The sequence below is a fragment of the Stenotrophomonas sp. GD03680 genome (assembly GCF_029844625.1).
GTDB classification, from domain to species: Bacteria; Pseudomonadota; Gammaproteobacteria; order Xanthomonadales; family Xanthomonadaceae; genus Stenotrophomonas; species Stenotrophomonas maltophilia_P.
This window is the reverse complement of record NZ_JAOCKC010000002.1, coordinates 273,961-299,850: the sequence shown is the minus strand read 5'-3', so window position 1 is coordinate 299,850 and position 25,890 is coordinate 273,961. Positions and strand designations below refer to the sequence as shown.

General features: G+C 67.0%; 22 protein-coding genes. 12 read left to right on the top strand and 10 right to left on the bottom strand.

What is annotated here, in order from left to right; genetic code table 11:
- The first annotated feature begins 14 nt into the window (after window positions 1-14).
- From N5J29_RS03755 to N5J29_RS03745, 3 genes are read left to right on the top strand one after another with little or no spacing between them, the layout of a single operon-like run.
- Complete coding sequence (locus N5J29_RS03755; RefSeq protein ID WP_164152426.1) at window positions 15-641, top strand: YjbF family lipoprotein; 627 nt, start codon at window positions 15-17, stop codon at window positions 639-641.
- 5 nt (window positions 642-646) lie between these two features.
- Window positions 647-1,399 carry a capsule biosynthesis GfcC family protein gene (locus tag N5J29_RS03750; protein ID WP_164152428.1) on the top strand — a complete coding sequence of 251 codons (753 nt, stop codon included), beginning with the start codon at window positions 647-649 and terminating at the stop codon, window positions 1,397-1,399.
- Window positions 1,399-3,588: a YjbH domain-containing protein gene (locus tag N5J29_RS03745; RefSeq protein WP_164152429.1), complete on the top strand. Its 2,190-nt coding sequence runs from the start codon at window positions 1,399-1,401 to the stop codon at window positions 3,586-3,588. The genes N5J29_RS03750 and N5J29_RS03745 overlap by 1 nt, the downstream gene beginning before the upstream one ends.
- Before the next feature lie 61 nt (window positions 3,589-3,649).
- Here N5J29_RS03745 and N5J29_RS03740 read toward each other — a convergent pair whose 3' ends face one another.
- Together N5J29_RS03740 and N5J29_RS03735 are read right to left on the bottom strand one after the other, a co-directional pair.
- Window positions 3,650-4,084: a low molecular weight protein-tyrosine-phosphatase gene (locus tag N5J29_RS03740; protein ID WP_053516763.1), complete on the bottom strand. Its 435-nt coding sequence runs from the start codon at window positions 4,082-4,084 to the stop codon at window positions 3,650-3,652.
- A 149-nt stretch (window positions 4,085-4,233) separates the two neighbouring features.
- Window positions 4,234-5,691, bottom strand: coding sequence for an undecaprenyl-phosphate glucose phosphotransferase (locus tag N5J29_RS03735; RefSeq protein WP_164152431.1), 1,458 nt, complete (start codon window positions 5,689-5,691; stop codon window positions 4,234-4,236).
- A 483-nt stretch (window positions 5,692-6,174) separates the two neighbouring features.
- On the opposite strand from N5J29_RS03735, the gene N5J29_RS03730 reads away from it, so the two are divergent.
- From N5J29_RS03730 to N5J29_RS03700, 7 genes are all read left to right on the top strand, one after another.
- Window positions 6,175-7,707 (top strand): aldehyde dehydrogenase family protein, encoded by a 1,533-nt coding sequence (locus tag N5J29_RS03730; RefSeq protein ID WP_065175566.1) that lies wholly within the window; start codon window positions 6,175-6,177, stop codon window positions 7,705-7,707.
- On the top strand, window positions 7,707-8,510 hold the full coding sequence (locus N5J29_RS03725) for an SDR family oxidoreductase (RefSeq protein WP_164153053.1): 804 nt from the start codon (window positions 7,707-7,709) through the stop codon (window positions 8,508-8,510). Before N5J29_RS03730 ends, N5J29_RS03725 begins: the two co-directional genes overlap by 1 nt.
- Window positions 8,511-8,586: 76 nt before the next feature.
- Window positions 8,587-8,871 carry a DUF4190 domain-containing protein gene (locus tag N5J29_RS03720; protein ID WP_053517549.1) on the top strand — a complete coding sequence of 95 codons (285 nt, stop codon included), beginning with the start codon at window positions 8,587-8,589 and terminating at the stop codon, window positions 8,869-8,871.
- A 5-nt stretch (window positions 8,872-8,876) separates the two neighbouring features.
- Window positions 8,877-9,644: a class I SAM-dependent methyltransferase gene (locus N5J29_RS03715; RefSeq protein WP_065181374.1), complete on the top strand. Its 768-nt coding sequence runs from the start codon at window positions 8,877-8,879 to the stop codon at window positions 9,642-9,644.
- 8 nt (window positions 9,645-9,652) lie between these two features.
- Complete coding sequence (locus N5J29_RS03710; protein WP_065181373.1) at window positions 9,653-10,708, top strand: quinone-dependent dihydroorotate dehydrogenase; 1,056 nt, start codon at window positions 9,653-9,655, stop codon at window positions 10,706-10,708.
- Window positions 10,709-10,716: 8 nt separating this feature from the next.
- Complete coding sequence (gene murB / locus N5J29_RS03705; protein ID WP_164153054.1) at window positions 10,717-11,778, top strand: UDP-N-acetylmuramate dehydrogenase; 1,062 nt, start codon at window positions 10,717-10,719, stop codon at window positions 11,776-11,778.
- A 32-nt stretch (window positions 11,779-11,810) separates the two neighbouring features.
- Window positions 11,811-12,698 (top strand): DMT family transporter, encoded by an 888-nt coding sequence (locus N5J29_RS03700; protein ID WP_065175629.1) that lies wholly within the window; start codon window positions 11,811-11,813, stop codon window positions 12,696-12,698.
- A gap of 7 nt (window positions 12,699-12,705) precedes the next feature.
- Here the strand turns inward: N5J29_RS03700 and N5J29_RS03695 are convergent, their stop codons facing one another.
- Entirely contained in the window at window positions 12,706-13,734 is a 1,029-nt protein-coding gene (locus N5J29_RS03695; protein ID WP_065181372.1) for an aminoglycoside phosphotransferase family protein, read from the bottom strand.
- Between the two features lie 124 nt (window positions 13,735-13,858).
- Window positions 13,859-14,470, bottom strand: a complete 612-nt coding sequence (locus N5J29_RS03690; RefSeq protein WP_065175563.1) for a TetR/AcrR family transcriptional regulator — start codon at window positions 14,468-14,470, stop codon at window positions 13,859-13,861.
- A 103-nt stretch (window positions 14,471-14,573) separates the two neighbouring features.
- Between N5J29_RS03690 and N5J29_RS03685 the strand changes: the two genes are divergently transcribed.
- Window positions 14,574-15,653, top strand: a complete 1,080-nt coding sequence (locus N5J29_RS03685; RefSeq protein WP_065181371.1) for an MBL fold metallo-hydrolase — start codon at window positions 14,574-14,576, stop codon at window positions 15,651-15,653.
- A 197-nt stretch (window positions 15,654-15,850) separates the two neighbouring features.
- Window positions 15,851-18,967: a discoidin domain-containing protein gene (locus N5J29_RS03680; RefSeq protein WP_164153055.1), complete on the top strand. Its 3,117-nt coding sequence runs from the start codon at window positions 15,851-15,853 to the stop codon at window positions 18,965-18,967.
- A gap of 59 nt (window positions 18,968-19,026) precedes the next feature.
- Here N5J29_RS03680 and N5J29_RS03675 read toward each other — a convergent pair whose 3' ends face one another.
- Genes N5J29_RS03675 through N5J29_RS03650 form a run of 6 tightly spaced genes read right to left on the bottom strand, consistent with a single transcriptional unit; the run spans window position 19,027 to window position 25,878 of the window.
- Window positions 19,027-20,001: an ABC transporter substrate-binding protein gene (locus N5J29_RS03675; RefSeq protein WP_065175560.1), complete on the bottom strand. Its 975-nt coding sequence runs from the start codon at window positions 19,999-20,001 to the stop codon at window positions 19,027-19,029.
- Between the two features lie 16 nt (window positions 20,002-20,017).
- On the bottom strand, window positions 20,018-21,748 hold the full coding sequence (locus N5J29_RS03670) for an amino acid ABC transporter permease/ATP-binding protein (protein WP_164153056.1): 1,731 nt from the start codon (window positions 21,746-21,748) through the stop codon (window positions 20,018-20,020).
- Complete coding sequence (locus tag N5J29_RS03665; RefSeq protein WP_065181368.1) at window positions 21,745-22,305, bottom strand: GNAT family N-acetyltransferase; 561 nt, start codon at window positions 22,303-22,305, stop codon at window positions 21,745-21,747. The genes N5J29_RS03670 and N5J29_RS03665 overlap by 4 nt, the downstream gene beginning before the upstream one ends.
- A complete protein-coding gene (locus N5J29_RS03660) occupies window positions 22,302-23,516 on the bottom strand; it encodes a M20 aminoacylase family protein (protein WP_164153057.1) in 1,215 nt (404 codons plus the stop codon). The genes N5J29_RS03665 and N5J29_RS03660 overlap by 4 nt, the downstream gene beginning before the upstream one ends.
- A gap of 4 nt (window positions 23,517-23,520) precedes the next feature.
- A complete protein-coding gene (locus tag N5J29_RS03655) occupies window positions 23,521-24,864 on the bottom strand; it encodes an LLM class flavin-dependent oxidoreductase (protein WP_164153058.1) in 1,344 nt (447 codons plus the stop codon).
- Window positions 24,865-24,882: 18 nt separating this feature from the next.
- Window positions 24,883-25,878 carry an LLM class flavin-dependent oxidoreductase gene (locus N5J29_RS03650; protein WP_053517564.1) on the bottom strand — a complete coding sequence of 332 codons (996 nt, stop codon included), beginning with the start codon at window positions 25,876-25,878 and terminating at the stop codon, window positions 24,883-24,885.
- Window positions 25,879-25,890: the final 12 nt, after the last annotated feature.

Genomic DNA, 25,890 nt, shown 5'->3' with positions numbered 1-25,890 from the left:
GCCGTCTATTGCGCATGGCGTTGATCGCCGTGGCGCTCGTGCTTGCCGGTTGCACCACCGGCAGCCGGGCAACGGCGGACAGCTTCCGGCTGTTGCTGCACAAGCCCGTTGAGGTCAGCCCCGCTACCGTGGCGGCAAATCGCTTCCCGCAGGTGCTGGTCGAGACACGGGACCTGACCGCGGTGGCCGTTCTTGGCTACGTTGATGGTGGCCGGCAGCAGTGGTACGCCGGCACGCATGCCGTGATCGAGCTGGACGGCAACGGCGTGCTGCTGGGCTCAAGCGGGCTGGGACGTCAGTTGCAGACGCGGATCATCGGCGCGTCCCCCTTCGACCGCCTGACGTCGTTAAGCGGACCGGCACAGGTGCAACGCCAATACGACTGGATGTCGTCGTATCAGCTCGGCGTTGTCGTCACCGGCACGCTGACACCCGGCGCCACCGAGGAGGTCAGGATTCTCGGCCGCACCCGCACCCTGCAGCGATTCGTCGAGCATCTCCAGGGCGGTGGAATGGACGCGCAGAACATCTACTGGGCGGACCCGGCGACCGGATTCATCTGGAAGAGCCGGCAGCATCTTGCCCCCGGGTACGTCGTGGAACTCACCCAGCTCAAGCCCTACCGTGCCCCGAAGGGATGACAGGCATGAACACTCGAATTCTCTGCCTGATGCTGTCGGCACTACCGTCACTGTGCTTGGCGCAGGCACCGTCTACCGTCCGCGTCGAGGGTGCGGTCGCCCATCCCGGTGACCAGGCCATCCAGCCGGAGCGGCGACTGGCCGATGCGGTTGTCCAGGCCCAGCCTGCGGCCGACGCCTATCTGCTCGGCAGCAGCTATCTTCGCCGCCAGGCGCTCGTTGAACAGGTCCGACTGCGTGCCGGAATCCTGCATGGCCTGACGCAGCTTCAGCTCAACGCGGATCCGGCCGTCGTCGAAACCGCGGCGGCCCTCCAGCAATGGGTGCAGGCGCACGCCGCAACCGGACGTGTACCGACGGTGATTTCGCCACGCCTGATGCAGGTGCAGCCGCAGAGCAATCCGGTGCTCATGGCCGGCGATGTCCTCCGCATTCCAGTCCGACCTGATCACATCACGGTCCTCGGCGCGGTCCGAACCAGTTGCACTGTCCACCATTCCCCGCAGCGCAATGCGCGGGACTATCTGCGTGAGTGCCCACCCAACGCGGCCGCCGATCCCGACTCGCTCTATATCGTGCAACCCGATGGCCGGGTTCAGAAGCAGGGCATTGCGCTCTGGAACCGCGCGGATCCCCAGGCGGTCGCCCCTGGCGGTTCGATCTATGTTCCGCTGCGCGAATCGGTGCTGAAATCCATCGACCCGGCATTCAACAACGACGTTGCCACCTTCATCGCCACCCAGCCTGTCAGCCCGTAATGACCGACATTCCCCAGCGTGCACGCGTGCCGCGCCCAGCCCGCTTTGCGCTGACCGCGCTCGCCTTGTCACTGAGTGCCGCGTTGCAGGCCCAGGAAGCCCCTCCGCCGACCGCCAACGAATGGGGCGGCATCGGCCTCCTGCAGACACCGACGGCACGCATGGCGCCCGACGGCGACCTCAGCTTCACGGCCTCGCACAATTCCCCGTACAGCCGCTACAACCTCACGCTGCAACCGTTCCCCTGGCTTGAGAGCACGTTCCGCTACATCAACGTGTCCAACATCCGCTATGGTCCGAACATCGCGGGAGACCAGAACTACAAGGACAAATCGATCGACTTCAAGCTGCGGCTCTGGCAGGAGTCACGATGGCTGCCGGAGCTTGCCTTCGGTGTACGCGACCTCGGTGGTACCGGCTTCTTCTCCAGCGAATATCTGGTTGCCAGCAAGAATCTGGGGCCCATCGACGCCTCCATCGGCCTTGCGACCGGCTACATCGGCAACCGCGGCGATTTCGCCAATCCGCTGGGAGCGATCGACGATCGATTCAAGAATCGACGCCCCATCGCGGGCAGCAACATCAACGACGCCGGTCGCTTTGGTCTGGACAACATGTTCAAGGGCCCGGTCGGCGTCTTTGGCGGCATCACCTATCAGACGCCGCTGGATTCGCTGCTGGTCAAGGTCGAGTACGACGGTAACGACTACCGCCGTGAGCCGCGCGGGAACAATCTGGAACAGCGCACCCCCATCAACGTGGGGCTGGTCTACGTCCCCAACCGCAACGTGGAACTCACCGCCGCGTGGGAACGCGGTGACGCGGCGATGTTCTCGCTGACCTGGCGCGGCAATCCCGGCCATGCCGTGTCTGCGCCCAAGCCTTTCGATCCCCCGCCGCAACGGATCGTGCCTCGCGACCCGCAGGCAGCCGTGGTTGCGGCGACCGCAGCGCGCGACGCCGGCGCCACGACAGCAGAAGGCGGCCCGGACTGGGCTGCCATCAGCGCCGACCTCACCCGGAATGCAGGCTTCCGGGTCGAGCGCATCTCCCGTCGCGGCGATGAGCTCTACGTGGACGGCTACCAGAACCGATACCTCCACAACGCCAAGGGCCTGGGACGCGCCGGCCGCATCCTGGCCAATGCGACGGGCGATGAGTACGAGTGGTTCACGCTGCGGACAACACGACTGGGGATGCCCATCGTGGACACGTCCGTCGCCCGCGGTGCCCTCGTGGGCTATCTGGATGGTCGGGTCAGCGAGGACGTGCTACGTCGCAGCACCGAGGTGCAGTCTCCCGACGACGTCACTCGCCAGACGTTGTATGAACCCAGGACACGCCCCTATGGCGGCGGCTTCAACATCGGCTACCGACAGAATCTCGGTGGCCCGGATGGTTTCATCCTTTACCAGATTGCCGCCAATTATTCCGGAAGCCTGTTCGTACGCCCCAACATGTGGCTTACAGGAACCGTCAGCGCCAACCTGATCAACAATTACGACAAGTTCAAGTACAACGCCCCAAGTCGACTCCCGCGCGTGCGCACCGATCTGCGCAGGTACATGGTGGACTCGGACGTGGTGCTGCCAAATCTGCAGTTCAATGTGGCTGGGCGCCTGGGCCGCGATCTCTATGGCATCGCGTACGCGGGTTATCTGGAGTGGATGTATGCCGGCGTAGGCGGTGAACTGCTGTATCGTCCCGGCGGTGAGCGATGGGCCGTCAGCGCGAACCTGAATCGCGTGCAGCAACGCGACTTCGATCAGCGCTGGGATCTGCGCGACTACAAGGTCACGACCGGGCACGCCACCTTCTACTACAGTTTCGACGCCCGCGAGCGCATCGTCGGCTCGCTGTCCGTCGGCCAGTATCTGGCCGGGGACAGGGGCGCAACCCTGGACGTCGCCCGCGTCTTCGACAATGGCGTCACGATGGGTGCCTATGCAACGAAGACCAACGTTTCCGCACGCGATTTCGGCGAAGGCAGCTTCGACAAGGGAATCTACATAAGCGTCCCGCTGGACGGATTCCTGCCACGGTCGACACGCGGACGAGCCGCGTTCAACTGGAATCCCCTGATCCGCGACGGTGGCGCCATGCTCAGCCGCAAATATTCGCTGTACAACATCACCGGCGATCGCGACGAGCGATTCTTCTACGACAACATCCGCTCGATCGACGATTGACCTGCCGGAACGCAGCAGGGCGGCCAAAGGCCGCCCTGCTGCACGTTCGCCCGGTGAAGACCTACAGGTACCGCACCCAACTTTCGATGCCTTCGGCCATCAATCTGTAGACATGCTCGAAAGCAGGACGCTGCTGGCGATAAGGATCGGGGATTTCCCGGTCCTGCTGCCACTTGCCCAGCAGGAAGGTCTTGCCCGACGCCTGCGGCGCAATCTCGGTGATCCGGTGAATGTGCTTACGCTCCATGGCCAGCACCAGATCAGCCGCCCCAAGGATCGCATCATCGATCTGGCGTGCGCGGTGAGCCAGCCCATCCATGCCCTGCTCCACCAGCAGCGCCTGGGCAGTGGCGTCGATACCATGCCCGACGAGTGCTCCCAGACCTGCGGAAGACACCTGGATGCCTCTGCCCTGAACCGCCCGTCGAAGCATCACTTCAGCCGAGGGACTGCGGCAGATATTGCCGACGCAAACAAAAAGTACGTTATTGAACACTGACCTGGATCCTGTGGCATTCCATGCAGGCCCCGCCGCGAAACGGGCGGAGCGCTGACAGCTGCACAGATTACCTTACAGCGCCGCTGCTGGCGAGAAAATCGCCATGCAACTCATGGAATTACGTCGCAGTTCGCAGTTCTGCAGGCTCAATAAGCCGACTTCTGCCCGAGAACCTTCAGCGCCGTCAAGGCAATGATCCGCACATCCAGGGTCGGGCTCCAGCGACGGATGTAGTCGATGTCGTACTGCACGCGCTTCTTCATCGACCGCAGTTCCGGCGTCTCGCCCCGCAGCCCGTGCACCTGCGCCCAGCCGGTGATGCCCGGCTTGACGTAATGGCGGTGCATGTAGCGTTCGATCACCCGTTCATAGTGATTGTTGTGCTGGATCGCATGCGGACGGGGGCCCACCACCGACATGCTGCCGCCCAGCACGTTGAAGAACTGGGGCAGCTCATCCAGGCTGCTGCGCCGCAGGAAGGCACCGAACCGGGTCACCCGCGGGTCGCCCCGGGTCGCCTGCGTGATCTGCCCCGTCCCTTCCTCATGCACGCGCATGGAGCGGAACTTCAGCATCCAGAACTCCTTCCCGCCCAGGCCGTGGCGGCGCTGGCGGAACAGGACCGGCCCAGGTGAACTGAGCTTCACGCCGATCGCCAGCACCACGAACAGCGGCGCCAGCAGGATGACCGCCACGCCGGCCACGAGGATGTCCTCGATGCGCTTGAACAGGCGGAAATTGTGGTCCACCAGGCCCTGGCGCACGCCGATCATCGGCACATCGCCCACCTGGTGCACGCCCGGGTTCAGTGCTCCCAGGCCCGTGGTATCGGGAATCAGGCGGATCGGCACCGGGAACCGCTCGATCTGCTTGAGCATGTCACGGATGGGCGCGGTATCTCCCAGCGGCAGGGACACCCAGACCTGGTCGAACTCCCCCCGGTGCGCATCCAGGTAGCGCGGCACATCATCCAGTGCGCCCAGGCGCTGCGGGGCATCGCCGCCACGCCGGGTGGCGATGTCGCCCTTGCTGGTGAAGTAGCCGATCACTTCCTTGCCCATCTCCGGCTTGCCGCGCAGCAGGCGATGCAGCCTGAGCGCCGGGGCCCGGAGCCCGACCAGCAGGATCCGCTCATGATCCAGTCCACGCGAACGCAACCGGTGCAGCTGGACACGAAGGAGTACGCGCAGCCCCGCCATCGAGGCCAGGCCGCCAATGTACCACCCCACCAGCCAGCGCGACGGAACGGCATCGGCCAGCCCCACCAGCACGGCATACAGCGAGAACAGGGCGAAGCTGCCGGACCAGGCCAGCAGCAGCAGCCAGAGGTCGGCCAGCAGGCCACGCAGGCGCCAGTTGCGGTAGACCGGTGCGATGGAGAAGCAGACGATGGCGCTGAGAATCACCGCACCAAAGACGATGCGCTGGGACTGGTTGGGGGCCGGCGTCCCGTAGCATACGACGTGGGCCAGTGCAGCCATGCCGGGCAGGAGCAACAGGTCTCCGAGGCGAAGCCCCAGTTCCAGGGCCGCCCGGGCTTCGACCCGGCGGCGGCCGGCATCGGCACGCTCTGCGGGGAGGTCATCTACCGATCCATGTAGCACTGCACTTCTCCAAGCTGTTTTCCGATCCAGCACTACAATGTGATGGCTGTCGCATACCAGGCCTCCCCAAGCCGGTGCGAACAGACGGAATTGCGTCAATAAGTCGAACGTGATTGTGAATGATGTGAAAGGCAATTGGTAGGAAGCGGCAGCCCGTCGTGCGCCCATTCACCCGCCCGACCCACCCTAAGTCATTAGAACCATTCCTATTTTTTAATATTTCAAAATGCGTCAAAATGATTCGCACTGGGTCCGACAGCGTCCAGAAATTGACGTTTGATGCACGGAATCATCCCATCACGCCCCGAAGGATCAACCCGATTGGCGCCCCCGGGACGTCCCGTCCCAGCACGTCCGCCAGGCCTGGCACCCTGCACTGCACCAAGGCCGCTCATCGCCCTCTGCTACCATCGGCGGTTCTGTTCATCGCCCCCCACCCGCCCGCGATGACGCCAAACAAACCAACGAAACACAGGAGTCTGCATGTCTTCCGAGCTGCTCAAGTCCCTTGGCCTGGACGCGATCAACGCTGGCACGTACCTGGGCAACGGGGAGTGGTCGAGCGCTGCCAGCGGTGAGCTGATCACCCCGGTCAACCCGACCACGGGCGAGCCGATCGCACAGGTGCGTGCGACCACCGAGACTGAATACGAAACGGTGATCGCCCGCGCCCAGGAAGCGTTCAAGCAGTGGCGCACCACCCCGGCCCCGCGCCGTGGCGAAGCCGTGCGCCTGTGCGGCGAGGCGCTGCGCAGGCACAAGGACGCGCTGGGCTCGCTGGTTGCCCTGGAGATGGGCAAGAGCAAGCCGGAAGGCGATGGCGAGGTGCAGGAGATGATCGACATCGCCGACTTCGCCGTCGGCCAGAGCCGCATGCTGTATGGCTACACGATGCACTCGGAGCGCCCCGGCCACCGCATGTACGAGCAGTACCACCCGCTGGGCCTGGTCGGCATCATTTCGGCCTTCAACTTCCCGGTCGCGGTGTGGAGCTGGAATGCATTCCTGGCGGCGATCTGCGGCGACGTGTGCATCTGGAAGCCGTCCAACAAGACGCCGCTGACCGCCATCGCCTCGATGAAGATCTGCAACGACGCGCTGCGCGAAGCCGGCTTCCCGGACATCTTCTACCTGGTCAACGATGCCGGCACCGCACTGTCGGAAAAGCTGGTTGATGATCGTCGCGTGCCGCTGATCAGCTTCACCGGCTCCACCCAGGTCGGCCGCACCGTCAATGAAAAGGTGGCGCGCCGCCTGGGCCGCTGCCTGCTGGAACTGGGTGGCAACAATGCCATCATCCTCGACGAGACCGCCGACCTGAAGCTGGCTGTGCCGGGGATCGTGTTCGGCGCCGTCGGTACGGCCGGCCAGCGCTGCACCACCACCCGCCGCCTGATCGTGCACCGCTCGATCTACGCCGACGTGCTGGCCACGCTGGTCAAGGCGTACAAGCAGGTGGAAGGCAAGATCGGCGACCCGACCGATGCCGCCAACCTGATGGGTCCGCTGAACAGCGAAGGTGCCGTGCAGCAGTTCCTCGACGCCATTGCCCAGGCCAAGGCCGCCGGCGGCACCATCGAGACCGGCGGCACCCGCATCGACCGCGCCGGCAACTTCGTGCTGCCGGCCATTGTCAGCGGCCTGAAGAACAGTGATGCCGTGGTCCAGCACGAGACCTTCGCGCCGATCCTGTACGTGATGCCCTACGACAGCATCGACGAAGCCATCGACATGCAGAACGGGGTACCGCAGGGCCTGTCCTCGTCGATCTTCACCCAGAATCTGAAGACCGCCGAACGCTTCCTGTCGGCTGCGGGCTCGGATTGCGGCATCGCCAACATCAACATCGGCACCTCCGGTGCGGAGATCGGTGGCGCGTTCGGTGGCGAGAAGGACACCGGTGGTGGCCGCGAGTCGGGCTCGGACGCATGGAAGGTCTACATGCGCCGGCAGACCAACACCATCAACTACTCCGATTCGCTGCCGCTGGCCCAGGGCATCAAGTTCGACCTGTGATGCATCCCGGCCCGGACGTCGCCGAGAGTGGGGCCCCGGCGGGGGCTCCAATCCTCGACTTCAGCGGCCGCCGGGTGCTGGTTGCCGGTGGCAGCAAAGGCATCGGCCGTGAGATGGCCCTGGCCTTCGCTGCGGCCGGCGCCCATGTCTCGGTCTGCGCACGAGGACAGGCGGGGCTCGACGCCCTGCTGGCCGACGCAGCGGCCCAGGGGGCGTCACTGCACGCCTTTGCCGCCGACCTGGCCGACCCCGGCCAGATCGACGCCTGGCTGCACGCGGCCGCGGCGTCCCTGGGCGGCATCGACGTGTTGGTCAACAATGCCACCGGTTACGGCATGGCCAACGATGAAGACGGCTGGGCCGCCAGCCTGCAGGTCGATCTGATGGCGGCGGTGCGGGCCTCGCGGCTCGCCCTGCCCTGGCTGCGCGAATCGAGCGACGCCTGCATCCTCAATCTCTCCTCGATCGCCGCGCAGCAACCCCGGCCGGGGGGCGCTCCCTATGCGGCTGCCAAGGCCGCTCTTTCGCACTACACCACGTCGCAGGCGCTGGCACTGGCGCCGGACCGGATCCGGGTCAACGCGATCGCCCCGGGCTCCATCGAGTTTGCCGACGGGCTTTGGGACCGGCGCAAAACCAGCGACCCGGCGCTGTATCACGGCACCCTGGCAAGAATTCCGTTCGGCCGCTTCGGCCAACCACGCGAGATTGCCGATGCCGCGCTGTTCCTGTGCTCGCCGCTGGCGCGCTGGATCACCGGTCACGTGCTGAACGTCGATGGTGGCCAGGTACTGATGGGCTGAACCGCTCGGGCCGGGCACTGCCCATGGGATTGCCCGGACGGAGGCACTATCATGTGCGTACTGCAAGGAGGACCCGATGAGCGTGGCACCCCGACAGACAAGCGCCCTGGCCGTGGTCAGCCTGGTCATGGGCATTGCCGCCTGGACTGTCCTGCCCTTCGTGGCCAGCATCGTCGCCATCGTCACCGGCCACATGGCCCGCGCCGAGATCCGCCGCCGCCCGCATGAACTCGAAGGCGATGGCCTGGCGGTCACCGGGCTGGTGCTGGGCTGGGTGATGGTGGCAGCCGCCCTGGCGGCAGTCCTGGCCTTCATCCTCTTCTTCGGTGGCCTGGCCTGGCTCGCCGCACTGTCGAACTGACCGCCATGACCTCCTCCGACAGCACCGAACGCTTCAGCAGCCGCGTCGCCGATTATGTCCGTTATCGGCCTGACTACCCGCCGGCGTTGATGGAATGGCTGCATGGACCGATGGGCGTCGGCCACGATGCACGGGTGGCCGACATCGGCGCCGGTACCGGCATTTCCAGCCGTCTGTTCCTCGACACCGGCCATCCTGTGGTCGCGGTCGAGCCCAACGCCGCCATGCGCGCTGCTGCCGAAGGCTGGCTGGCTGCATACCCGTTGTTCCAGGCCGTCGATGGGCGTGCCGAGGCCACCGGCCTGGCAGAGCACAGCGTCGATCTGGTCAGTGCCGCGCAGGCCTTCCACTGGTTCGACACCGACGCCGTCCGTGTTGAATGGCAGCGCATCCTGCGCCCCGGCGGATTGGCGCTGATCTACTGGAACTCACGCCTGCTCGATGCCAGCCCGTTCCTGGTTGGCTATGAGCAGCTGCTGCTCGATTACGGCACGGACTATTCCGCCGTGGCAGAACGCTACCAGGATGACGCCACGATGCAGGCATGGTTTGGCGCCGGGTTGCGCGGCCAGGTGGAACTGCCGAACGTGCAGCACCTGGATCTGGACGCCCTGCGCGGCCGCCTGCTGTCGTCCTCCTATGCGCCACAGCCCGGGCATCCGCGCCATGCGCCGATGCTGGCGGCACTGCAGGATCTGTTCGCGGCCCACGCGGTCAACGGTCAGGTCGCCTTTGAATATCGAACCCGAGCCTTCCTCGGCACGCTGGACTGAACCGACGCATGTATTCGCTTGCCCGCCCCTTCCTGTTCTCGCTCGACGCCGAGCGCGCCCACGGCCTCGGCCTGTCCGCATTGGACGTGGCCTATCGCACCGGCACCACGCCGCTGCTGGCCGCACGCATCGCGCCGCTGCCGAGCACCGTGTTCGGGCTGACATTCCCCAATCCGGTCGGTCTGGCGGCCGGCCTGGACAAGAATGGCGAGCACATCGATGCGCTGTTCGCGCTGGGTTTCGGCTTCGTCGAGATCGGCACGATCACGCCGCGGCCACAGGCGGGCAACCCGACGCCGCGGCTGTTCCGGCTGCCGGCGCACAACGCCATCATCAATCGCATGGGCTTCAACAACGCAGGCGTGGATGCACTGGTGCGCAATGTCGAGCGCGCGCGCAACCGTCGCGGCCTGCTCGGCATCAACATCGGCAAGAACAAGGACACCCCCAACGAGCAGGCCGTCGACGACTATGTGGCCTGCCTCGACAAGGTGTACCCGCTGGCTGACTACATCACCGTCAACATCTCCTCGCCCAACACCGCCGGCCTGCGCGAGCTGCAGGAGGAAACCGCACTGCGCCAGCTGGTCAGCCAGCTGCGTGATCGCCAGGAAGACCTGGCCGCGCGGCACGGCCGGCGCGTACCGATGCTGGTGAAGGTGGCGCCTGACCTCAGCGAGCGCGACATCGACGCTGCTGCGCGCGTGCTCGGCGAGCTGCAGGTGGACGGCGTGATCGCGACCAACACCACGATCGACCACAGCAAGGTGGCCGGCGATCCGCTGGCGAACGAAGCCGGCGGTCTGTCCGGTGCCCCGGTCCTGGAACAGTCCACCCTGGTCCTGCGGCGGCTGCGCTCGCGCCTGCCCGAGTCGGTGCCGCTGGTCGGTGTCGGCGGCATCCTGTCCGGCGCCGACGCAGTGGCCAAGATGGCGGCGGGCGCCTCGCTGGTGCAGTGCTACAGCGGCCTGATCTTCCGCGGGCCGGCGCTGGTATCGGAATGCGTGGAGGCGATCCGCCGCCGCCGCGAAGCGCCCAGCCGTGGCGCGGTGGCGCCGCTGTGAGCACCCCCATGGATAGACTCGACACCGCCGCACCGCTGCGCTGGACACTGACCCGGAACGCGCCGCTGCAGGCGCTGAACACCTTCCACGTGCGTGCCAATGCCGCGCAGCTGCTGGAGCTGCATGACGCATCGCTGTTGCCGGACGTGCTGGCGCTGCCGGAGGTTTCCGGCGGACCGCTGCTGGTGCTGGGCAGCGGCAGCAATGTGCTGATCGCCGACGATGTGCCTGGCACCGTGCTGGTGTTCGGCAACCGCGACATCAGTTTCCTGGAGCATCGCGCCGATCATGCGGTGATCCGCGCCGGTGCCGGCGTGCCCTGGCACGGCCTGGTGATGTGGTCGCTGCAGGAAGGCCTGTCCGGGCTGGAGAACCTGGCCCTGATTCCAGGCACGGCCGGTGCAGCGCCGATCCAGAACATCGGCGCCTATGGCGCACAGGTCGGCGAGTTCATCCAGGCAGTGGAAGCCTGGGACTGCCACGAGCAGGCCTGGGTGCGGCTGGACAACGAACAGTGTGGCTTCGCCTACCGCGACAGCGTGTTCAAGCAGCAGGCAGACCGCTACCTGATCACCGCCATCGAGCTGAAGCTGCCCTTGCTGCACGACCTGCGCATGGACTATGCCGGCATCCGCGAAGAACTGCAGGCGCAGGGCGTGGAGCTGCCCAGTGCCGTGGACGTGGCCAACGCAGTCATCGCGATCCGCCGCCGCAAGCTGCCCGATCCGGAGGTGCTGGGCAATGCCGGCAGTTTCTTCAAGAATCCGGTCCTGCCCCTGGAGCAGGTCGACGTGCTGCTGCAGCATTTCCCGGACCTGCCGGTGTTCCCGGCCGATCGTGAGGACCGGCGCAAGGTCTCCGCAGCGTGGATGATCGAGGCCTGCGGCTGGAAGGGCTTCCGTGAGGGCGATGCAGGCGTTGCTGCCAGCCATGCGCTGGTCCTGGTCAACCATGGCAACGCCACCGGGGCCGAGCTGCTTGCGCTGGCGCGGCGCATTTCCGCGTCGGTGCTGGAGAAATTCGGCGTACCGATCGAACCGGAGCCCCGCCTGCTCGGCGCACAGTGGTGAACACCCCCGCCCTTTCCACCGGCGCCACCCCGATGCGGGCGGCGCTGCTGATGCTCGGCAGCACCCTGGCGTTCGGCATGATGGCGGTGGCGATCCGTTACGCCACCCGTTACGTACCGACCCAGGAGGTCGCCTTCTTCCGCAACGCGTTCGGCCTGCTGGCACTGCTGCCGATGCTGCTGCGGCCGGGCCATGCGCCGCTGAAGACCCAGCAGCTGCCACGCTACTTCGTGCGTAGTGCGATCGGCCTGGGTTCGATGCTGTGCGCGTTCTGGGCGTTGGGCCATCTGCCACTGGCGCAGGCGGTATCGCTCTCGTACTCCACACCGTTGTTCGTCACCATCGCCGCCGTGCTGTGGTTGGGCGAAACCGTGCGTGTGCGCCGCTGGGCCGCAGTGGTGGTCGGTTTCATCGGTGTGCTGGTGATCGTGCGGCCGGGCACCACCGGCTTCACCGCTGGCAGCCTGGTCGCCGTCGCCGCTGCGGTGCTGAGTTCACTGGTGGCCATCCAGATCAAGCAGCTCACCCGCGTGGACAGCGCCGATACCGTAGTGCTCTATACCTACGTCTTCTGGGTGCCGCTTTCGCTGGTTCCGGCAGTGTTTGTCTGGGTCTGGCCCAGTGGCGTGGCCTGGCTGTGGCTGCTGGTCACCGGCGTGATGGGCACGGTCGGCCAGCTGCTGTGGACGCGCGCGCTGCGCCTGGGAGAAGTGTCGGCGCTGACGCCGATCAGCTTCCTGCAGCTGCCGCTGGTGACCCTGTGCGGGTGGCTGCTGTTCAACGAGACCGTGGACCGCTGGACCATCGTCGGTGCGGGCATCATTCTGGCCGCCAACGCTTACATCGCCCACCGCGAGGCCGTGCTGTCGCGGCGGGCGGCGACGGCGGCGGCGTCAGCGGCGGCCAAGCCCGCCGAATGATCCACCGTCAACGCTGCAGCGGCGACGCATCCAGCGCGCGATACGCGCGTTCGGCTGCGTCGAACACATTGCCCGGCGCGAACTGTTCGCCCAGGTAGTGCAGCGACTGACGGCGCAGCTGCGGCGAGCGCTCCAGCGCGTCGCCCCCCAGCAGCACCTGTTCGAACTCGATCAGGTCCTGCAGGATCCGCCAATGCCGGTACCAGGCGATCCAGCGTGGGTCCCCCAGGTCCGGGCCATACCCTTCCACGAAACCGAGCGGACGTTCGCGCCCCCAGCGTCCACCCACCGCCGCGCCGGGGAACATCAGATCCCGCTCGCGCGGCGCCAGGGACAGGCCATCCCAATCAATCAGGTGCAGGTTGCCCTCGTTACCCATCAGCAGGTTTCCCGCATGCAGGTCGGTATGGCACAACCGCAGCGGCGGCCGTTCGTCGCGCAGTTCATCGTGCAGTTCCGACGCGCGGCGGTGGACCTCGGCAATGCGTTCGCGGCGCAGCTCCCAGACGGCCAGGAACGCGCTGCCCAACCGATCCTGCGCGACCGGCAAGGCATCGCCCGGCTGCAGCCAGCGCCCAACGGTGGTCAACGCATCCGCTTCAAGGCGCAGGGTCGGCAGCGCGCGTTGCAGCGATTCGGGCACCTCAGCGTCATGCAGCCGGCGCAGCACGTTGCCCAGGCGCAGCCACTGCGCATGGCTGAGCGGCGCCTCGAAACCGGACTGGCCCTCGATGTAGGGAAACAGCGTGAACTGCAGGCCCCAGCGCTGGACCGACGCGCCGCCGGTCAACGCCGGCCAGGGCGCCACGATCTCCTCGATGCCCAGGGTGCCCCGCAGCCAATGCAGCGTGTCCCAGACCGCCGGTTGCACCTGGTAGGTGCGGCATTTCAACCACCACTGACCGCGTCGCGCGTCGATGCGGTAAACGCTGGCATTGGCGTCTGCGCCAACCGCGCGAGGCACCACGGCGGCGGTGGTGATGCCATAGGACTGTTGCAGGACTTCGCCGATATGGCGCGCCGAAGCGGATGACATGGAAGCAATCGTGCATTGATACCCGACGTCACTATCGCAGATGGCGCATCGACGGCACAGACATGTCCGTCACAGCACTGTGCTTGCGAGCCGGGCGAGCCATGCCGACGCGGTTGCCACGGCGTCAGCGCGCGTAGTGGCCCAGGAACATGGCGACCGCCGATGCCGCCACCCGCGCGCGCTCGTCGGCCCCCAGCGGCGCCTGCCCCATCGTTACCTGCGGCCAGAAGGCGAAACTCTTCACCAGTCCATGCAGCTGATGGGCGGCGAATTCGGGATCGACCGCACGCAGCCGGCCATCGGCGATCGCTGCACGGATCCAGGCGCTTTCCCCACTCTCCTTCTCGCCCATGCGACAGACGATTGCCTGCGCACGTTCGGGTGAATGGATGATCTCCGCCATGGCAACGCGGGCCAGGTCGATGAAATTGGCATCACCCAGCAGTTCCAGCTTCTGCTCCAGCAACGCGAGCAGCTGCGGCTCCAGTGGCTGCTCCGCACGGTAGGGCAGCTCGACGCCGGCCATGCTGCGTTCCCAGAGTTCCTCCAGAATCAGCGAGAACAATTCTTCCTTGCTGGGGAAGTGGTTGTAGACCGTGCGTTTGGATACACCGGCCGCTGCCGCGATCCGGTCCATGCTGGTGGCTTCATAGCCGGCCGTGCGGAATTCCTCCACCGCCGCGCGCACGATGGCCTCGCGTTTGCGGTCGGTCAGGCGCTGCGGCGGACGGGACATGGCGACACCAGATAACTGAACGGATACCCCCATTTTACACCGATGAGTATACTTTTCCGCAGCAGGAAACTACACTGTGCAGTGTACCCTGCGGACGTCACCCATGAAGCGCCTGCTCCTTGTCCTCCTGCTTGGAATCCTCGCCGTGACCGCCTACACCTTCTGCAAGTCCTGGTCCCTCCCCGACTTCCCCGACTCCCCGCAATACCGCGAGGGCAAGTTCCACAACGTACTGCCGCGGCCGGCGATGGGCCTGCGCAACGGGCTGGAGATCTGGTGGACCTTCCTGTTCAACAAGCCGAAGGGGACCGTACCCGCGGGCGCCATACCGGTGCAGGCGCTGGATCGTGCCGCGCTGGAAGCCGCGCCGGATCGCAGCCTGTTCCGGCTGGGGCACTCGACGATCCTGCTGAAGCTGCGCGGCCAGTACTGGTTGACCGACCCGGTCTTCTCCGAACGGGCGTCACCGGTGCAGTGGATGGGCCCTGCGCGCTTCCACGCCCCGCCGATCAGCATCGAACAGCTGCCGCCGATCGCCGGCGTGATCCTCTCGCACAACCATTACGACCACCTGGATCACGCTGCGGTGATGCAGCTGGCGGGCAAGACCACGCGCTTCATCGCGCCGCTGGGTGTGGGTGATCAGTTGATCGCCTGGGGCGTGGACGCGGACAAGGTCGAACAGCTGGACTGGTGGCAATCGACCGAAGCCGATGGCCTGCGCCTGACCGCCACACCCGGCCAGCACTTCTCCGGCCGCGGCCTGGGCGACAGCGACCGCAGCCTGTGGGCCTCGTGGGTCATCCAGGACGGCGACTTCCGCATCTTCTTCAGTGGTGACACCGGCTACTTCGATGGCTTCAAGGCCATCGGCGAGAAGTACGGCCCGTTCGATCTGACCATGATCGAAACCGGCGCATACGATCCGCGCTGGGCATTCGTGCACATGCAGCCGGAGCAGACGCTGCAGGCCCACCTGGACCTGCGCGGCAAGTGGCTGCTGCCGATCCACAACGGCACCTTTGACCTGGCCCTGCATGACTGGCAACAGCCCTTCGAGCGCATCACCGCGCTGGCAGCCGCGCACGATGTGCCGATCGCCACGCCGATGATGGGCGAGGCGCTGGACATGCAGGCGCCGCAGGCAGGCACGCGCTGGTGGGAACAGGTGGCGCTGCGCTGAGCTTGCCTGGGCGCTGCTGTCACGGGGCGCCGGTTCGTGCAGGCAGTGACGTTGCGGACGATGGCTGTCGCGACGCCTTGCAGGGCGTCGCGCCACGCGTCCGCACTCTCCCCTATTGCAGCGCGTCATGTAAACGATTACACCCCCTGCTAGCGTAGCGCCTGCCCGATCCTGGCCGAACCTCCAAGGCTGTCGACATGACGCTGCGTGCTGATCGCTTCCGCCCCTCCTGGGCCTGCCTGCGCTACGTCGCGCGCGCTCTGCTGCCGCTGGCCGTGATGGCCTCCGCCGCGCAGGCGCAGACACTGCCACCGCGCAGCCAGTGGCAGGCCAGCAGCTCATCACAGCAGGTCCCGGCGATGGCCATCGGCCATCTGATCGACAACGACCCGAAGACGGTCACCGGCGGCGCCTTCAGCCCCGGACACTGGTTCCAGATCGATCTGGGCGCACCGGCCCTGCTCGGCGGTGCACGCCTGACCTGGGACGTCTCCAATCCCGAGGGTTACACGCTGCAGACCTCGATGGACGGCCGGCAGTGGCAGACCGCATACACCATGGCCGACTCGCTGGGCGATGTGGAGACGCTGTACTTCGAACCGCGCCAGGCGCGCTATCTGAGGCTGGCCAGTCCCCAGCGCACGTCGGACTGGGGGGTCTCCATCTTCGAGATGGAACCCTTGGACGCCACGCTCAGTGCACGCGTGCACGGACTCGACAGCGCACAGGCAGCCGCGTTGTGGCAAGGCGGTAGCGGCGTCGCCCTCCCTACCGATGGCAAGGGCAGCCATGTGCTTGAAATCACCCTGCCGCGCGCTCAGCCGGGCACCGGCCTGGCGGTGGAGTGGGCGGGCCAGCGTGGCGCCGCACGCCTGCAGGCCCAGGATGCGCAGGGGCGCTGGCAGCCGCTGGCGCAGGACACGCAGGCCGCCAGCCATGCCCAGAGTTGGTTGGCCAGCGATACGGTGCACGATGTGCGTGCCCTGCGGCTCATCGTCGACGGGCCCTCGCCACAGGTCACGCGCCTGCGCCTGCTCGGCCCGAAGGCCGTGATGACGCCGATGAAGCAGTACCAGATCGCCGCCAGCGGCGCGCAGCGTGGCTTGTTCCCGGCGTCGTTGCAGATGCAGCAGACGTACTGGACGGCCGTGGGCGTGCATGCCGGACGGCAGAAGTCGATCTTCGACGAATACGGCAACATCGAGGCATTCAAGGGCGCACCGCTGGTGCAGCCGATCTGGCGCAATGCCGATGGGCGTGCCGCCGGTGCCGCGGAACAGGCCGTGCAGCATGCCCTGCGCGACGGCTGGAAGCCGATGCCCTCGGCCGCCTGGTCGCCGCAACCCGGTCTGGAACTGCGCAGCGAAGCGTTCGCGATCGAGCGCGACGGCCAGCCCGTCACCTTCCTCCGGCATCGACTGCGCAATACCGGTACCACGCCGGTCGAGGGCACGCTGAGCCTGGTGGTGCGGCCGATGCAGATGAACCCGCCGTGGCAGAACGGTGGCCTGTCGCCGATCCGCGACGTGGCCATCGACGGCCAGAGCGTGCGCGTCAATGGTCGTACCCTGCTGTACTCGCTGTCGGCGGTCAGCGCCTCCGGCGCGGCACCGTTCGGCCCGAACGGCGAAACCGAGATCACCTCCGCCATCGCTTCGGGCCGGTTGCCCGGCGCACGCCAGGCCACCGATGCGCGTGGGCTGGCGGCGGCGGCGCTGGCCTACCGGATCACACTGGCGCCCGGCGCCAGCCAATCCGTGGTCGTCGCCTTCCCGCTGGGTACGGCGGCGGCCGACGCCAAGGGTGTACTTCCGGAGCCACCGGCACTGGACCTCGCGCGCCTGCCAGGCGATGCCGATGCCGGCTTCGAGACGCTGGCCGCCGAAGCCTCTGCGGACTGGCAGGCACGATTGGGCCAGGTCGGCCTGCGCCTGCCCGATCCGTCGCTGGTCGACATGCTGCGTGCCCAGGCCGCGTACATGCTGATCAACCAGACCGGCCCGGCCATGCAACCCGGCCCACGCAACTACAACCGCTCCTTCATCCGCGACGGCATGGCCACCTCGGCGGTACTGCTGCGGATGGGCGAAGCCAAGGTCGCGCGCGACTACCTTGCGTGGTACAGCGAACACGGGGTACATGCCAACGGCCTGGTGTCGCCGATCCTCAATGACGATGGCAGCGTCAACACCGGCTTCGGATCGGACATCGAGTACGACAGCCAGGGGCAGTACGTCGCGTTGGTGGCCGATGTCGCGCGCCTCGACGGTGGCCCTGAGTCCGTGCGTGCGTACCTGCCGAAAGTGAAGGCCGCGCTGCGCTTCCTGCAGGAACTGCGTGAGCGCACGCTGGTACCCGGTTACAAGGCCGATCAACCGGCGCCGGAACGCTTTGCCGGCATCCTGGCACCGTCGATCAGCCACGAGGGCTATCCCTCTCCCACCCACAGCTACTGGGACGACTACTGGGGCCTGAAGGGCTGGCATGACGGCGCATGGCTGGCTGAATCACTCGGCGACCACGCCACCGCCACCTGGGCACGCGGGCAGTACAAGGCGCTGTATGACGCACTGCACGCTTCGATCCGCGCGACGATGGCGTGGAAGGGCATCGATTTCATTCCCTCCTCCGCCGATCTTGGCGATGGAGACCCGACCGGCGTCTCCATCGCGCTGGATCCCACCGGCGCGCAGAGCGTGCTGCCGGCTGATGCGCTGCGCACCACCTTTGCCCGCTATCTTGACGACGTCCGCAAGCGCAACCAGCCCGGTGCGCTGTATGCGTACACCCCTTATGAAATCCGCAACGTCCTGAGCTATGTGCATCTGGGCCAGCCCGCAGCGGCCGACGAGCTGCTGCAGGGCCTGCTGCGCGACCGTCGCCCGCTGCAATGGCAGGTGCTGGCCGAAGTCGTGCACTCACGGCTGCGTTTTCCGCGCTACCTGGGCGACATGCCGCACACCTGGATCGGTGCCGAATACGGCCGCACCCTGTTCGGGATGCTGATGCGCGAGGACGACGATGCCCTGTCACTGCTGCCGGGCACGCCGCCCTCCTGGCTGGCCGGCGATGGCCTTGCGGTGGAGCGCCTGCCGACGGCGTACGGCACGCTGCGGATGCAGGCACAGCAACGCGACGGTACGCTGACCGTGACGCTCGGCGAAGGGCTGCGCAGCGCCACGGCCGTCAAGGTCTGGTGGCCCGCGCGCACGGCACCGAAGCAGGTGCGCGTGGACGGCCGTAGCGTTTCCGACTTCGATGCCGAGGGTGTGCGGTTGGCGAAGCCGTTCAGGACGCTGGAGGCGCGTTGGTAGAGCAGCCGAGCATGGTTCGGCTCTACAGAAGCAGCCTTGGTGCCGGGGCATGCCCGGCGTCAGAGATCCGGCAAGCCCGGCGGGTTGGTCTGCGACTGCGGCACGGCTTCCTCGGTCACGTTCCAGCGCGCCAGTGCCTGTGCGTAGGTGCCGCTGCCGATCTGGGTATTGAGCGCCTGGGTCACCGCATCGGCCAGGCCGCTGCCCTTGCGCGTGGTGACCGAGATCGCAGCAGCGTTCGGCCAACCGCCCGGAAACAGGCCAACGCGCCGCACCTTGCCATCGCGCGCGGAGTACGCGCCGGTGGCGTTGGGTTCGAACGACACATCGGCCCGGCCGGTGATCACGGCCAGGCGGCCGACCACCGAATCATCGAAGTACTGGTATTGCACCGGCTCCAGCCCGGCCGCGATGTTCTGTGCATCCCACTGCCGCAGGATCTGGTCCTGGTTGGTGCTGGCACCGACCACCACCTTCAGGCCAGCGACATCGGCCGGCTTCTCGATCTTCTGGATGGGCCCGTCGGTGCGCGTATAGATGCCGAGCAGGTCATAACGGTAGCTGGAGAAGTCGAACTTCTTCTTGCGCTCTTCGGTCACGGTTACGTTGGACAGCACTGCGTCGTACTTGCCCGACTCCAGTCCCAGCGGCCAGTCGGCCCAGGCGACCGGCACCACCACCAACTTCAGGCCCAGCGCATCGGCCACCAGCCGTGCGATATCCGGCTCGATGCCGATCACTTCCTTGCTGTCGGCGCCATAGTCGGCCAGCGGCAACTGACCGGGATGCGTCGCGACCGTCAACGTGCCCGGCGTCACGAAGCGGAAGTCCGCCGGAACCAGCGCCTGCGCTTTCGGATCCACGGTCCCCCGCAGCGCTGGCGCGCCGGCACCGGCCAGGCTGCTGGTCGCTGCGGGCACGGCCTCCGGGGCCTGCCGTGCCCGTGAATAGACGATGCCGGCAATGCCGATGACCAGCACAGCGATGACCAGCAGGGTGCTGCGCGAGGGGCGACGAGACGTTGCAGGGCTCATGGGGGTCACATCCGGATCAGAGGGTCTTGGCGAGAAAATCGGCGGTGCGCTGCTGGCGCGGGTGTTCGAATACGGCCTCGGGCGTGCCCTGCTCGATCACCCGGCCCTGGTCCATCATCACCACGTGGTCGGCAACGCGGCGGGCGAAGCCGAGTTCGTGGGTGACGATCACCAGCGTGGTGCCGGAACGGGCGAGCTCTTCGATCACGCTGAGCACTTCGGCCACCAGTTCCGGGTCCAGCGCCGACGTCGGCTCATCGAACAGCAGCACCTTCGGCTGCAGGGCCAGTGCACGGGCGATGGCGATGCGCTGCTGCTGGCCACCTGACAGCTGGCGCGGGAACGCATCGGCCCTGTCCGCCAGGCCGACGCGCTCCAGCAGCACGCGCGCCTGCTGTTCGGCCTGCGTACGCGGCACACCGCGCACCGCGATCGGCGCCTCGATGATGTTCTCCAGCGCGGTCAGGTGCGGGAACAGGTTGAAGCCCTGGAACACCATGCCCACCTCGGCACGACGGCGGCGGATCTCGCGCTCCGGCAGCTCGTACAGGGTGTCGCCGTCACGGCGATAGCCGATCAGCTGGCCACCGACGCTGACGAAGCCGGTGTCGGCGCGCTCCAGGTGGTTGATCAGCCGCAGCAGCGTCGACTTGCCGGCACCGGACGGGCCGATCAGCACCGTTACGCTGCCGCCGCGCAGTTCCAGGGTGATGTCCTCCAGTACCGGCTGCCCGTCGAACGCCTTGCCGACACCGTGCAGCGATATCGGCGCTCCCTGTCCGGCCTCGGCCGCGCCCGCGATGCGCGGCCGCACCGCAACCGGCGATGCCGCACGCGGCGCGGGCGAGGATACCCGCGACACGCTGCGCTCACGCTGCAGCTGGCCACGCGCGAAGCGCTGCTCCACGCGCCGCTGCAGCAGCGACAGCACGGTCAGGATCACCAGGTACCAGACCGTGGCCACCATCAGCAGTGGCACCACCTCCAGGTTGCGGCGGTAGATCACCTGCACGGTGTAGAACAGCTCCGGCAACGCCAGCACGTAGACCACCGACGTGCTCTTGGCCAGGCCGATCACATCGTTGAAGGCGGCCGGCAGGATCGAGCGCATCGCCTGCGGCAGGATGATGCGCCGCACCTGGCGGCCGCGCGGCAGGCCCAGCGCGGCCGCTGCTTCATACTGGCCGTGATCGACCGAGAGGATGCCACCGCGGATCACCTCGGCCGAGAACGCCGCCTGGTTCAGTGTCAGGCCCAGCACCGCAGCCGTGAACACACCGATCAGCTGGGTGGTGGGATACGAGAACAGGCTGATGCCGGTGAACGGAATGCCCAGTTCGATCGTGCTGTACAGATAGCCCAGATTGTTCAGCAGCAGCAACAGCACCAGCAGTGGAATCGAACGGAACAACCAGACGTAGCCCCACGATACCGCCGACAGCAACGGCGAGCCGGATACCCGTGCCAGCGCCAGCAGCGTGCCCAGCGCGAAGCCCAGGCCGGTGCCGAGCGCGGTCAGCAACAGCGTGCGACCCAGCCCTTCCAGCACCGGGCGGGCGAAGAACCACTCGGCGAAGGTGCCCCAGCCCCAACGTGGATTGCCGAGTACCGACTGCAGTCCGATCAGGATCAACGCCAGCGCCAGGACCGTGCCGAACACCTGCAGCGGATGCCGCGCCGGCACGATCTTCAATGCCGGTGCCGGACGCGCGGCCAGACCCTCGATCGCGGTGGACGGCGTACTCATGCGTGGACTCCCTGCACGGCGGCAGTGCTTGATGCCGGCGGACGCGCCGGTGCCCGCAGCTGCTTCTCGAACGGCAGATGGGCGATCGATTCCGGGTCGGCAGACAGATCGAACAGTGCGGTGTAGCCATGGCTCAGGTACAGGCCGACCGCCTCAGGCTGACGGAAGCCGGTGGTCAGGTACACGCGGCGATAGCCCTGGCGTGCGGCCTGGTCTTCAAGCTCCTGCAGCACCCGCCGGGCGATGCCCTGGCGGCGCAGGCCAGGCAGTGTCCAGATGCGCTTGAACTCGGCCGTATCCGGGTCGCGGTGAGGCATGAACGCGCCGCCGGAAATGGCCACACCCTCACGCAGCAGCAGCACGAATGCTCCCACCGGCGCAGCGAATGCCTGCGCCGGGTAGCGTTGCAACTCCTCGCGCGCACTGCCACCGATGCGTCGCCGCACATCGGCGTAACGACTGTCGTACTCCTGTTCGAGCCCATCGAACAGTGGCCGCGCCAGTGGATCGTCCACCGATGTGTAGAGGAAGCGCTCCTCGAATGGTGCCGTACTCATGCTGCGTCCTCCACCAGATAGTGTTCGGCCAGCCGCGCCCAGAGGCTGGCGGCAGGGGCGATGGCCGCATCGTTGAACACGTAGCGCGGGCTGTGAAGCGGCGCACTGTCACCGTTGCCGACGAACACGAAGCTTCCGGGCCGGGCCTGCAGCAGGAAGGCGAAGTCCTCGCTGGCGGTGCGCGGCGCGAAGGCATCCAGCACCTGCCCTGCGCCGAATCCCTGCAGCGCCACCTCACGGATATAGGCGGTCTGCTGCGGATGGTTGATCACGCTCGGGAAGCCACGCGGGAACTCGATCTCGGCGCGCGCCCCGAACGCGGCGGCGGTCTGCTCGGCAAGCTCGGTCACGCGACGGCGCAGCGTGTCGCGAACGTCGGGCAGATAGGCGCGTACGGTCAGCGTCAGCTCCACCACGTCGGGAATCACGTTGGCCGCCTGCCCACCGTGGATCGAACCGACCGTCACCACGCCCATCTGCCGCGGGTCCACATTGCGCGACACCACACTCTGCAGTGCGGTGACGATGTGCGCGGCGGCGAGGATCGGATCCACGCTTCCCTGTGGCTCCGCACCATGCCCGCCCTTGCCGATCACCCTCAACCGTGCCCAGTCGACCGATGCCATCGCCGGTCCGTCGACAAAGCCGAAGTGCCCCACCGGCACACCCGGCCAGTTGTGCAGTCCGTAGATCGCATCCACCGGAAAGCGCTCGAACAGACCGTCGGCGAGCATCCTTGACGCACCGGAACCGGTTTCTTCCGCCGGCTGGAACACCAGTTGCAGGGTGCCATCGATGCGCCCGTGCCGGGCCAGGTAATGCGCCGCCGACAGCAGGATCGCAGTGTGGCCATCATGGCCGCAGGCGTGCATCCGTCCTTCGTTCCGGCTGGCATAAGGCAGCCCGGACGCCTCCTGAATCGGCAGCGCATCGATGTCGGCGCGCAGCCCGAGCCTTCGGCTGCCCTGCCCTCGCTGCAGCGTACCGACCACACCGGTTCCGCCGACGCCCGTGGTCACCGTATAGCCCCACTGCTGCAGGAGTTCGGCTACGCGTGCGCTGGTGCGATGCTCCTCGAAGGCGAGCTCCGGGTGTCGATGCAGGTCGTGGCGGATGGCGATGGCCTCATCGGCGCGTGCGGCTATTTCAGGCAGCACGCCCGTCGGCCCGGTGGGCGCCACAGTCAACGATGCCCGGCGCAGTACGTTCATCGCCTCACCCCACCTTCCGCGCCGGTTCGGCGGCCGTCGAATGACGGCTGGCCTTGTACGGCAGGCCCAGGTGGTCGCGCAGCGTCTTCCCTTCCAGCTCGCGCTGGTGATACCCGCGCGCTTGGAGGATCGGCAGCACCAGGGTCACGAAATCGTCCAGTCCCTCGCGCTGCGCCGCGAACCCCAGAATGAAGCCATCGCTGGCGCCCGCCTCGAACCAGCGGATCAACTCGTCGGCCACGTGCTCGGGTGTACCGATGAAGTTGGGCCGCGGGCTCACCGCCTGCAACGCGACCTGGCGCAGGCTCAAGCCCTGCTCGCGGGCGTCCTGCTTGATGCGATCGGTGGTGGAGCGGAACGAATTGCTGCCGATCCCGCCCAGCTCGGGGAACGGCGCGTCGGGATCGTACTGGGTGAAATCGTGATGGTCGAAGAAGCGCCCGAGGTAGGCCAGCGCATCGTCCAGGCCCGCGAGTGCGGCAATCGCCTGGTACTTGGCTTCGGCCTCCTCGGCGGTGTGGCCGACAATCGGCCCGATGCCCGGAAAGATCTTCACGTCATTGCCGCTGCGCCCGTGGGCGATGGCCGAATTCTTCACCTTCTGGGTGAAGGCACGGGTTTCTTCCAGCGAGGGCGAGTGGGTGAATACCGCATCGGCATACTTGCCGGCCAGCGCGATGCCGTCGTCGGACGAGCCCGCCTGGAAGATCACCGGCTGGCCCTGCGCCGAGCGCTGGATGTTCAGTGGGCCTTCGACCTGGAAGAAGCGGCCCTTGTGGTCGAGGCGGCGGAACTTGTCGGCGGCGAAGAAGGTGCCCTGTTCGCGGTCGCGGATGAAGGCATCGTCGTCCCATGAATCCCACAGGCCCTGCACCACCTCCAGGTATTCGTCGGCGATCTGGTAGCGCAGCGCATGTTCCGGATGCGGGCGGCCGTAATTGCGGCCCGATCCTTCCAGCGGCGAGGTCACCACGTTCCAGCCGGCGCGCCCACCGCTGATCAGGTCCAGCGAGGCGAACTGCCGGGCCACGGTGAACGGATCGCTGTAGGAGGTGGACAGCGTGCCGGCCAGGCCGATCTTCTTCGTCGCCGTGGCCAGCGCGGACAACAGCGAGATCGGCTCGAAGCGGTTGAGGAAGTGCGGGATCGATTTCTCGTTGATGTACAGCCCATCGGCAACGAAGCCGAAGGCGATGCCGTTGTCTTCGGCCGTGCGCGCGATGTCGATGTAGAAGTCCAGGTTGACGCTGGCATCGGCCGGGTTGGACGGATGCTTCCACGCATGCATGTGGCTGCCCGGTCCCTGCAGCATGATGCCGAACGGGATGGTGCGCGGTGTCTTGCTCATGGGTATCGCTCCTGCAGGTCAGGCCACCGCCGCGCGTGGCGCGGGCGACAGCAGTTCAAGGGATGCCAGGCGTGCGTCGAGGTCGGCCACCGGCGCATCGAGGATGAATTCGCCCACGCCGAAGCGGCGGTGCAGTGCGTCCAGTTCCCCGCGCACCTGCTGCGCGTCGCCCGACAGCACGCTGGGCCGCGTCTCTTCGATACGGAAGTCGGTCACGCCGACCTGGCGGGCATACTCGGCCGCGGCGTCCGGGCTGGGCAGGTTCACCGTCTGCCCCGGGCCGAGGTGCAGCTTGTAGACACGCAATGCGCCGACATGGCGCGCCGCCGCTTCGCTGGTGGGCGCCGCGAAAGCGACGGTGGCCAGCAACGGCGGCTGCGTGGATACGGCGCGATAGGCCTCGAACGCCGCTTCGATGTGCTTCGGGTCGCCGTCGAAATGGGCGGCATAGACGAAGCGCCAGCCCAGCTCCGCCGCCTGCCGTGCGCTCTGCGGGCTGGCGCCCAGCAGGAAACGCTCGGCCGCCACCTGCGGCACCGGCCGCGCCTGCGCATTGGCATGCGCATGATCTTCGGCCAGCGAGCCGGACAGGAATCCTTCCAGATCGCGCAGCTGCTGATCGAAATCGGCGAAGGCCGGTCGCCCCGCGGCCAGCGCTGCGGTGGACGCCGGCAGGCCACCGGGTGCCTTGCCCACGCCCAGGTCGACGCGTCCGGGCGCCAGCGCCGCCAGCAGGTTGAAGTTCTCGGCCACCTTGTACGGCGCATAGTGGCGCAGCATCACGCCACCGCTGCCGATGCGGATGCGCCGGGTCTGTGCCAGCACCCATGCCGCCAGCACCTCCGGCGCCGGACTGGCCAGGGTCGGTGCGGCGTGATGCTCGGCAAACCAGTAGCGGTGGTAGCCCAGCTGTTCGGCACGCTGGGCCAGCTGCAGGCTGTTGCGCAGCGCCTGCTCGGCGCCTGCGCCTTCGGCCACCGGGCTCTTGTCCAGCACGCTGATGAGGTAGCTCATGTCCGCGTCCTC

What these genes read in the sequence shown, in the direction of transcription:
- N5J29_RS03665 (WP_065181368.1), bottom strand. Translation starts at nt 22,305, where the DNA reads ATGAGTACGGCACCATTCGAGGAGCGCTTCCTCTACACATCGGTGGAC.
- N5J29_RS03680 (WP_164153055.1), top strand. Translation starts at nt 15,851, where the DNA reads ATGACGCTGCGTGCTGATCGCTTCCGCCCCTCCTGGGCCTGCCTGCGC.
- N5J29_RS03670 (WP_164153056.1), bottom strand. Translation starts at nt 21,748, where the DNA reads ATGAGTACGCCGTCCACCGCGATCGAGGGTCTGGCCGCGCGTCCGGCA.
- N5J29_RS03755 (WP_164152426.1), top strand. Translation starts at nt 15, where the DNA reads ATGGCGTTGATCGCCGTGGCGCTCGTGCTTGCCGGTTGCACCACCGGC.
- N5J29_RS03750 (WP_164152428.1), top strand. Translation starts at nt 647, where the DNA reads ATGAACACTCGAATTCTCTGCCTGATGCTGTCGGCACTACCGTCACTG.
- N5J29_RS03730 (WP_065175566.1), top strand. Translation starts at nt 6,175, where the DNA reads ATGTCTTCCGAGCTGCTCAAGTCCCTTGGCCTGGACGCGATCAACGCT.
- N5J29_RS03660 (WP_164153057.1), bottom strand. Translation starts at nt 23,516, where the DNA reads ATGAACGTACTGCGCCGGGCATCGTTGACTGTGGCGCCCACCGGGCCG.
- N5J29_RS03700 (WP_065175629.1), top strand. Translation starts at nt 11,811, where the DNA reads ATGCGGGCGGCGCTGCTGATGCTCGGCAGCACCCTGGCGTTCGGCATG.
- N5J29_RS03655 (WP_164153058.1), bottom strand. Translation starts at nt 24,864, where the DNA reads ATGAGCAAGACACCGCGCACCATCCCGTTCGGCATCATGCTGCAGGGA.
- N5J29_RS03710 (WP_065181373.1), top strand. Translation starts at nt 9,653, where the DNA reads ATGTATTCGCTTGCCCGCCCCTTCCTGTTCTCGCTCGACGCCGAGCGC.
- N5J29_RS03715 (WP_065181374.1), top strand. Translation starts at nt 8,877, where the DNA reads ATGACCTCCTCCGACAGCACCGAACGCTTCAGCAGCCGCGTCGCCGAT.
- N5J29_RS03690 (WP_065175563.1), bottom strand. Translation starts at nt 14,470, where the DNA reads ATGTCCCGTCCGCCGCAGCGCCTGACCGACCGCAAACGCGAGGCCATC.
- N5J29_RS03675 (WP_065175560.1), bottom strand. Translation starts at nt 20,001, where the DNA reads ATGAGCCCTGCAACGTCTCGTCGCCCCTCGCGCAGCACCCTGCTGGTC.
- N5J29_RS03685 (WP_065181371.1), top strand. Translation starts at nt 14,574, where the DNA reads ATGAAGCGCCTGCTCCTTGTCCTCCTGCTTGGAATCCTCGCCGTGACC.
- N5J29_RS03650 (WP_053517564.1), bottom strand. Translation starts at nt 25,878, where the DNA reads ATGAGCTACCTCATCAGCGTGCTGGACAAGAGCCCGGTGGCCGAAGGC.
- N5J29_RS03695 (WP_065181372.1), bottom strand. Translation starts at nt 13,734, where the DNA reads ATGTCATCCGCTTCGGCGCGCCATATCGGCGAAGTCCTGCAACAGTCC.
- N5J29_RS03725 (WP_164153053.1), top strand. Translation starts at nt 7,707, where the DNA reads ATGCATCCCGGCCCGGACGTCGCCGAGAGTGGGGCCCCGGCGGGGGCT.
- N5J29_RS03720 (WP_053517549.1), top strand. Translation starts at nt 8,587, where the DNA reads ATGAGCGTGGCACCCCGACAGACAAGCGCCCTGGCCGTGGTCAGCCTG.
- N5J29_RS03745 (WP_164152429.1), top strand. Translation starts at nt 1,399, where the DNA reads ATGACCGACATTCCCCAGCGTGCACGCGTGCCGCGCCCAGCCCGCTTT.
- murB (WP_164153054.1), top strand. Translation starts at nt 10,717, where the DNA reads ATGGATAGACTCGACACCGCCGCACCGCTGCGCTGGACACTGACCCGG.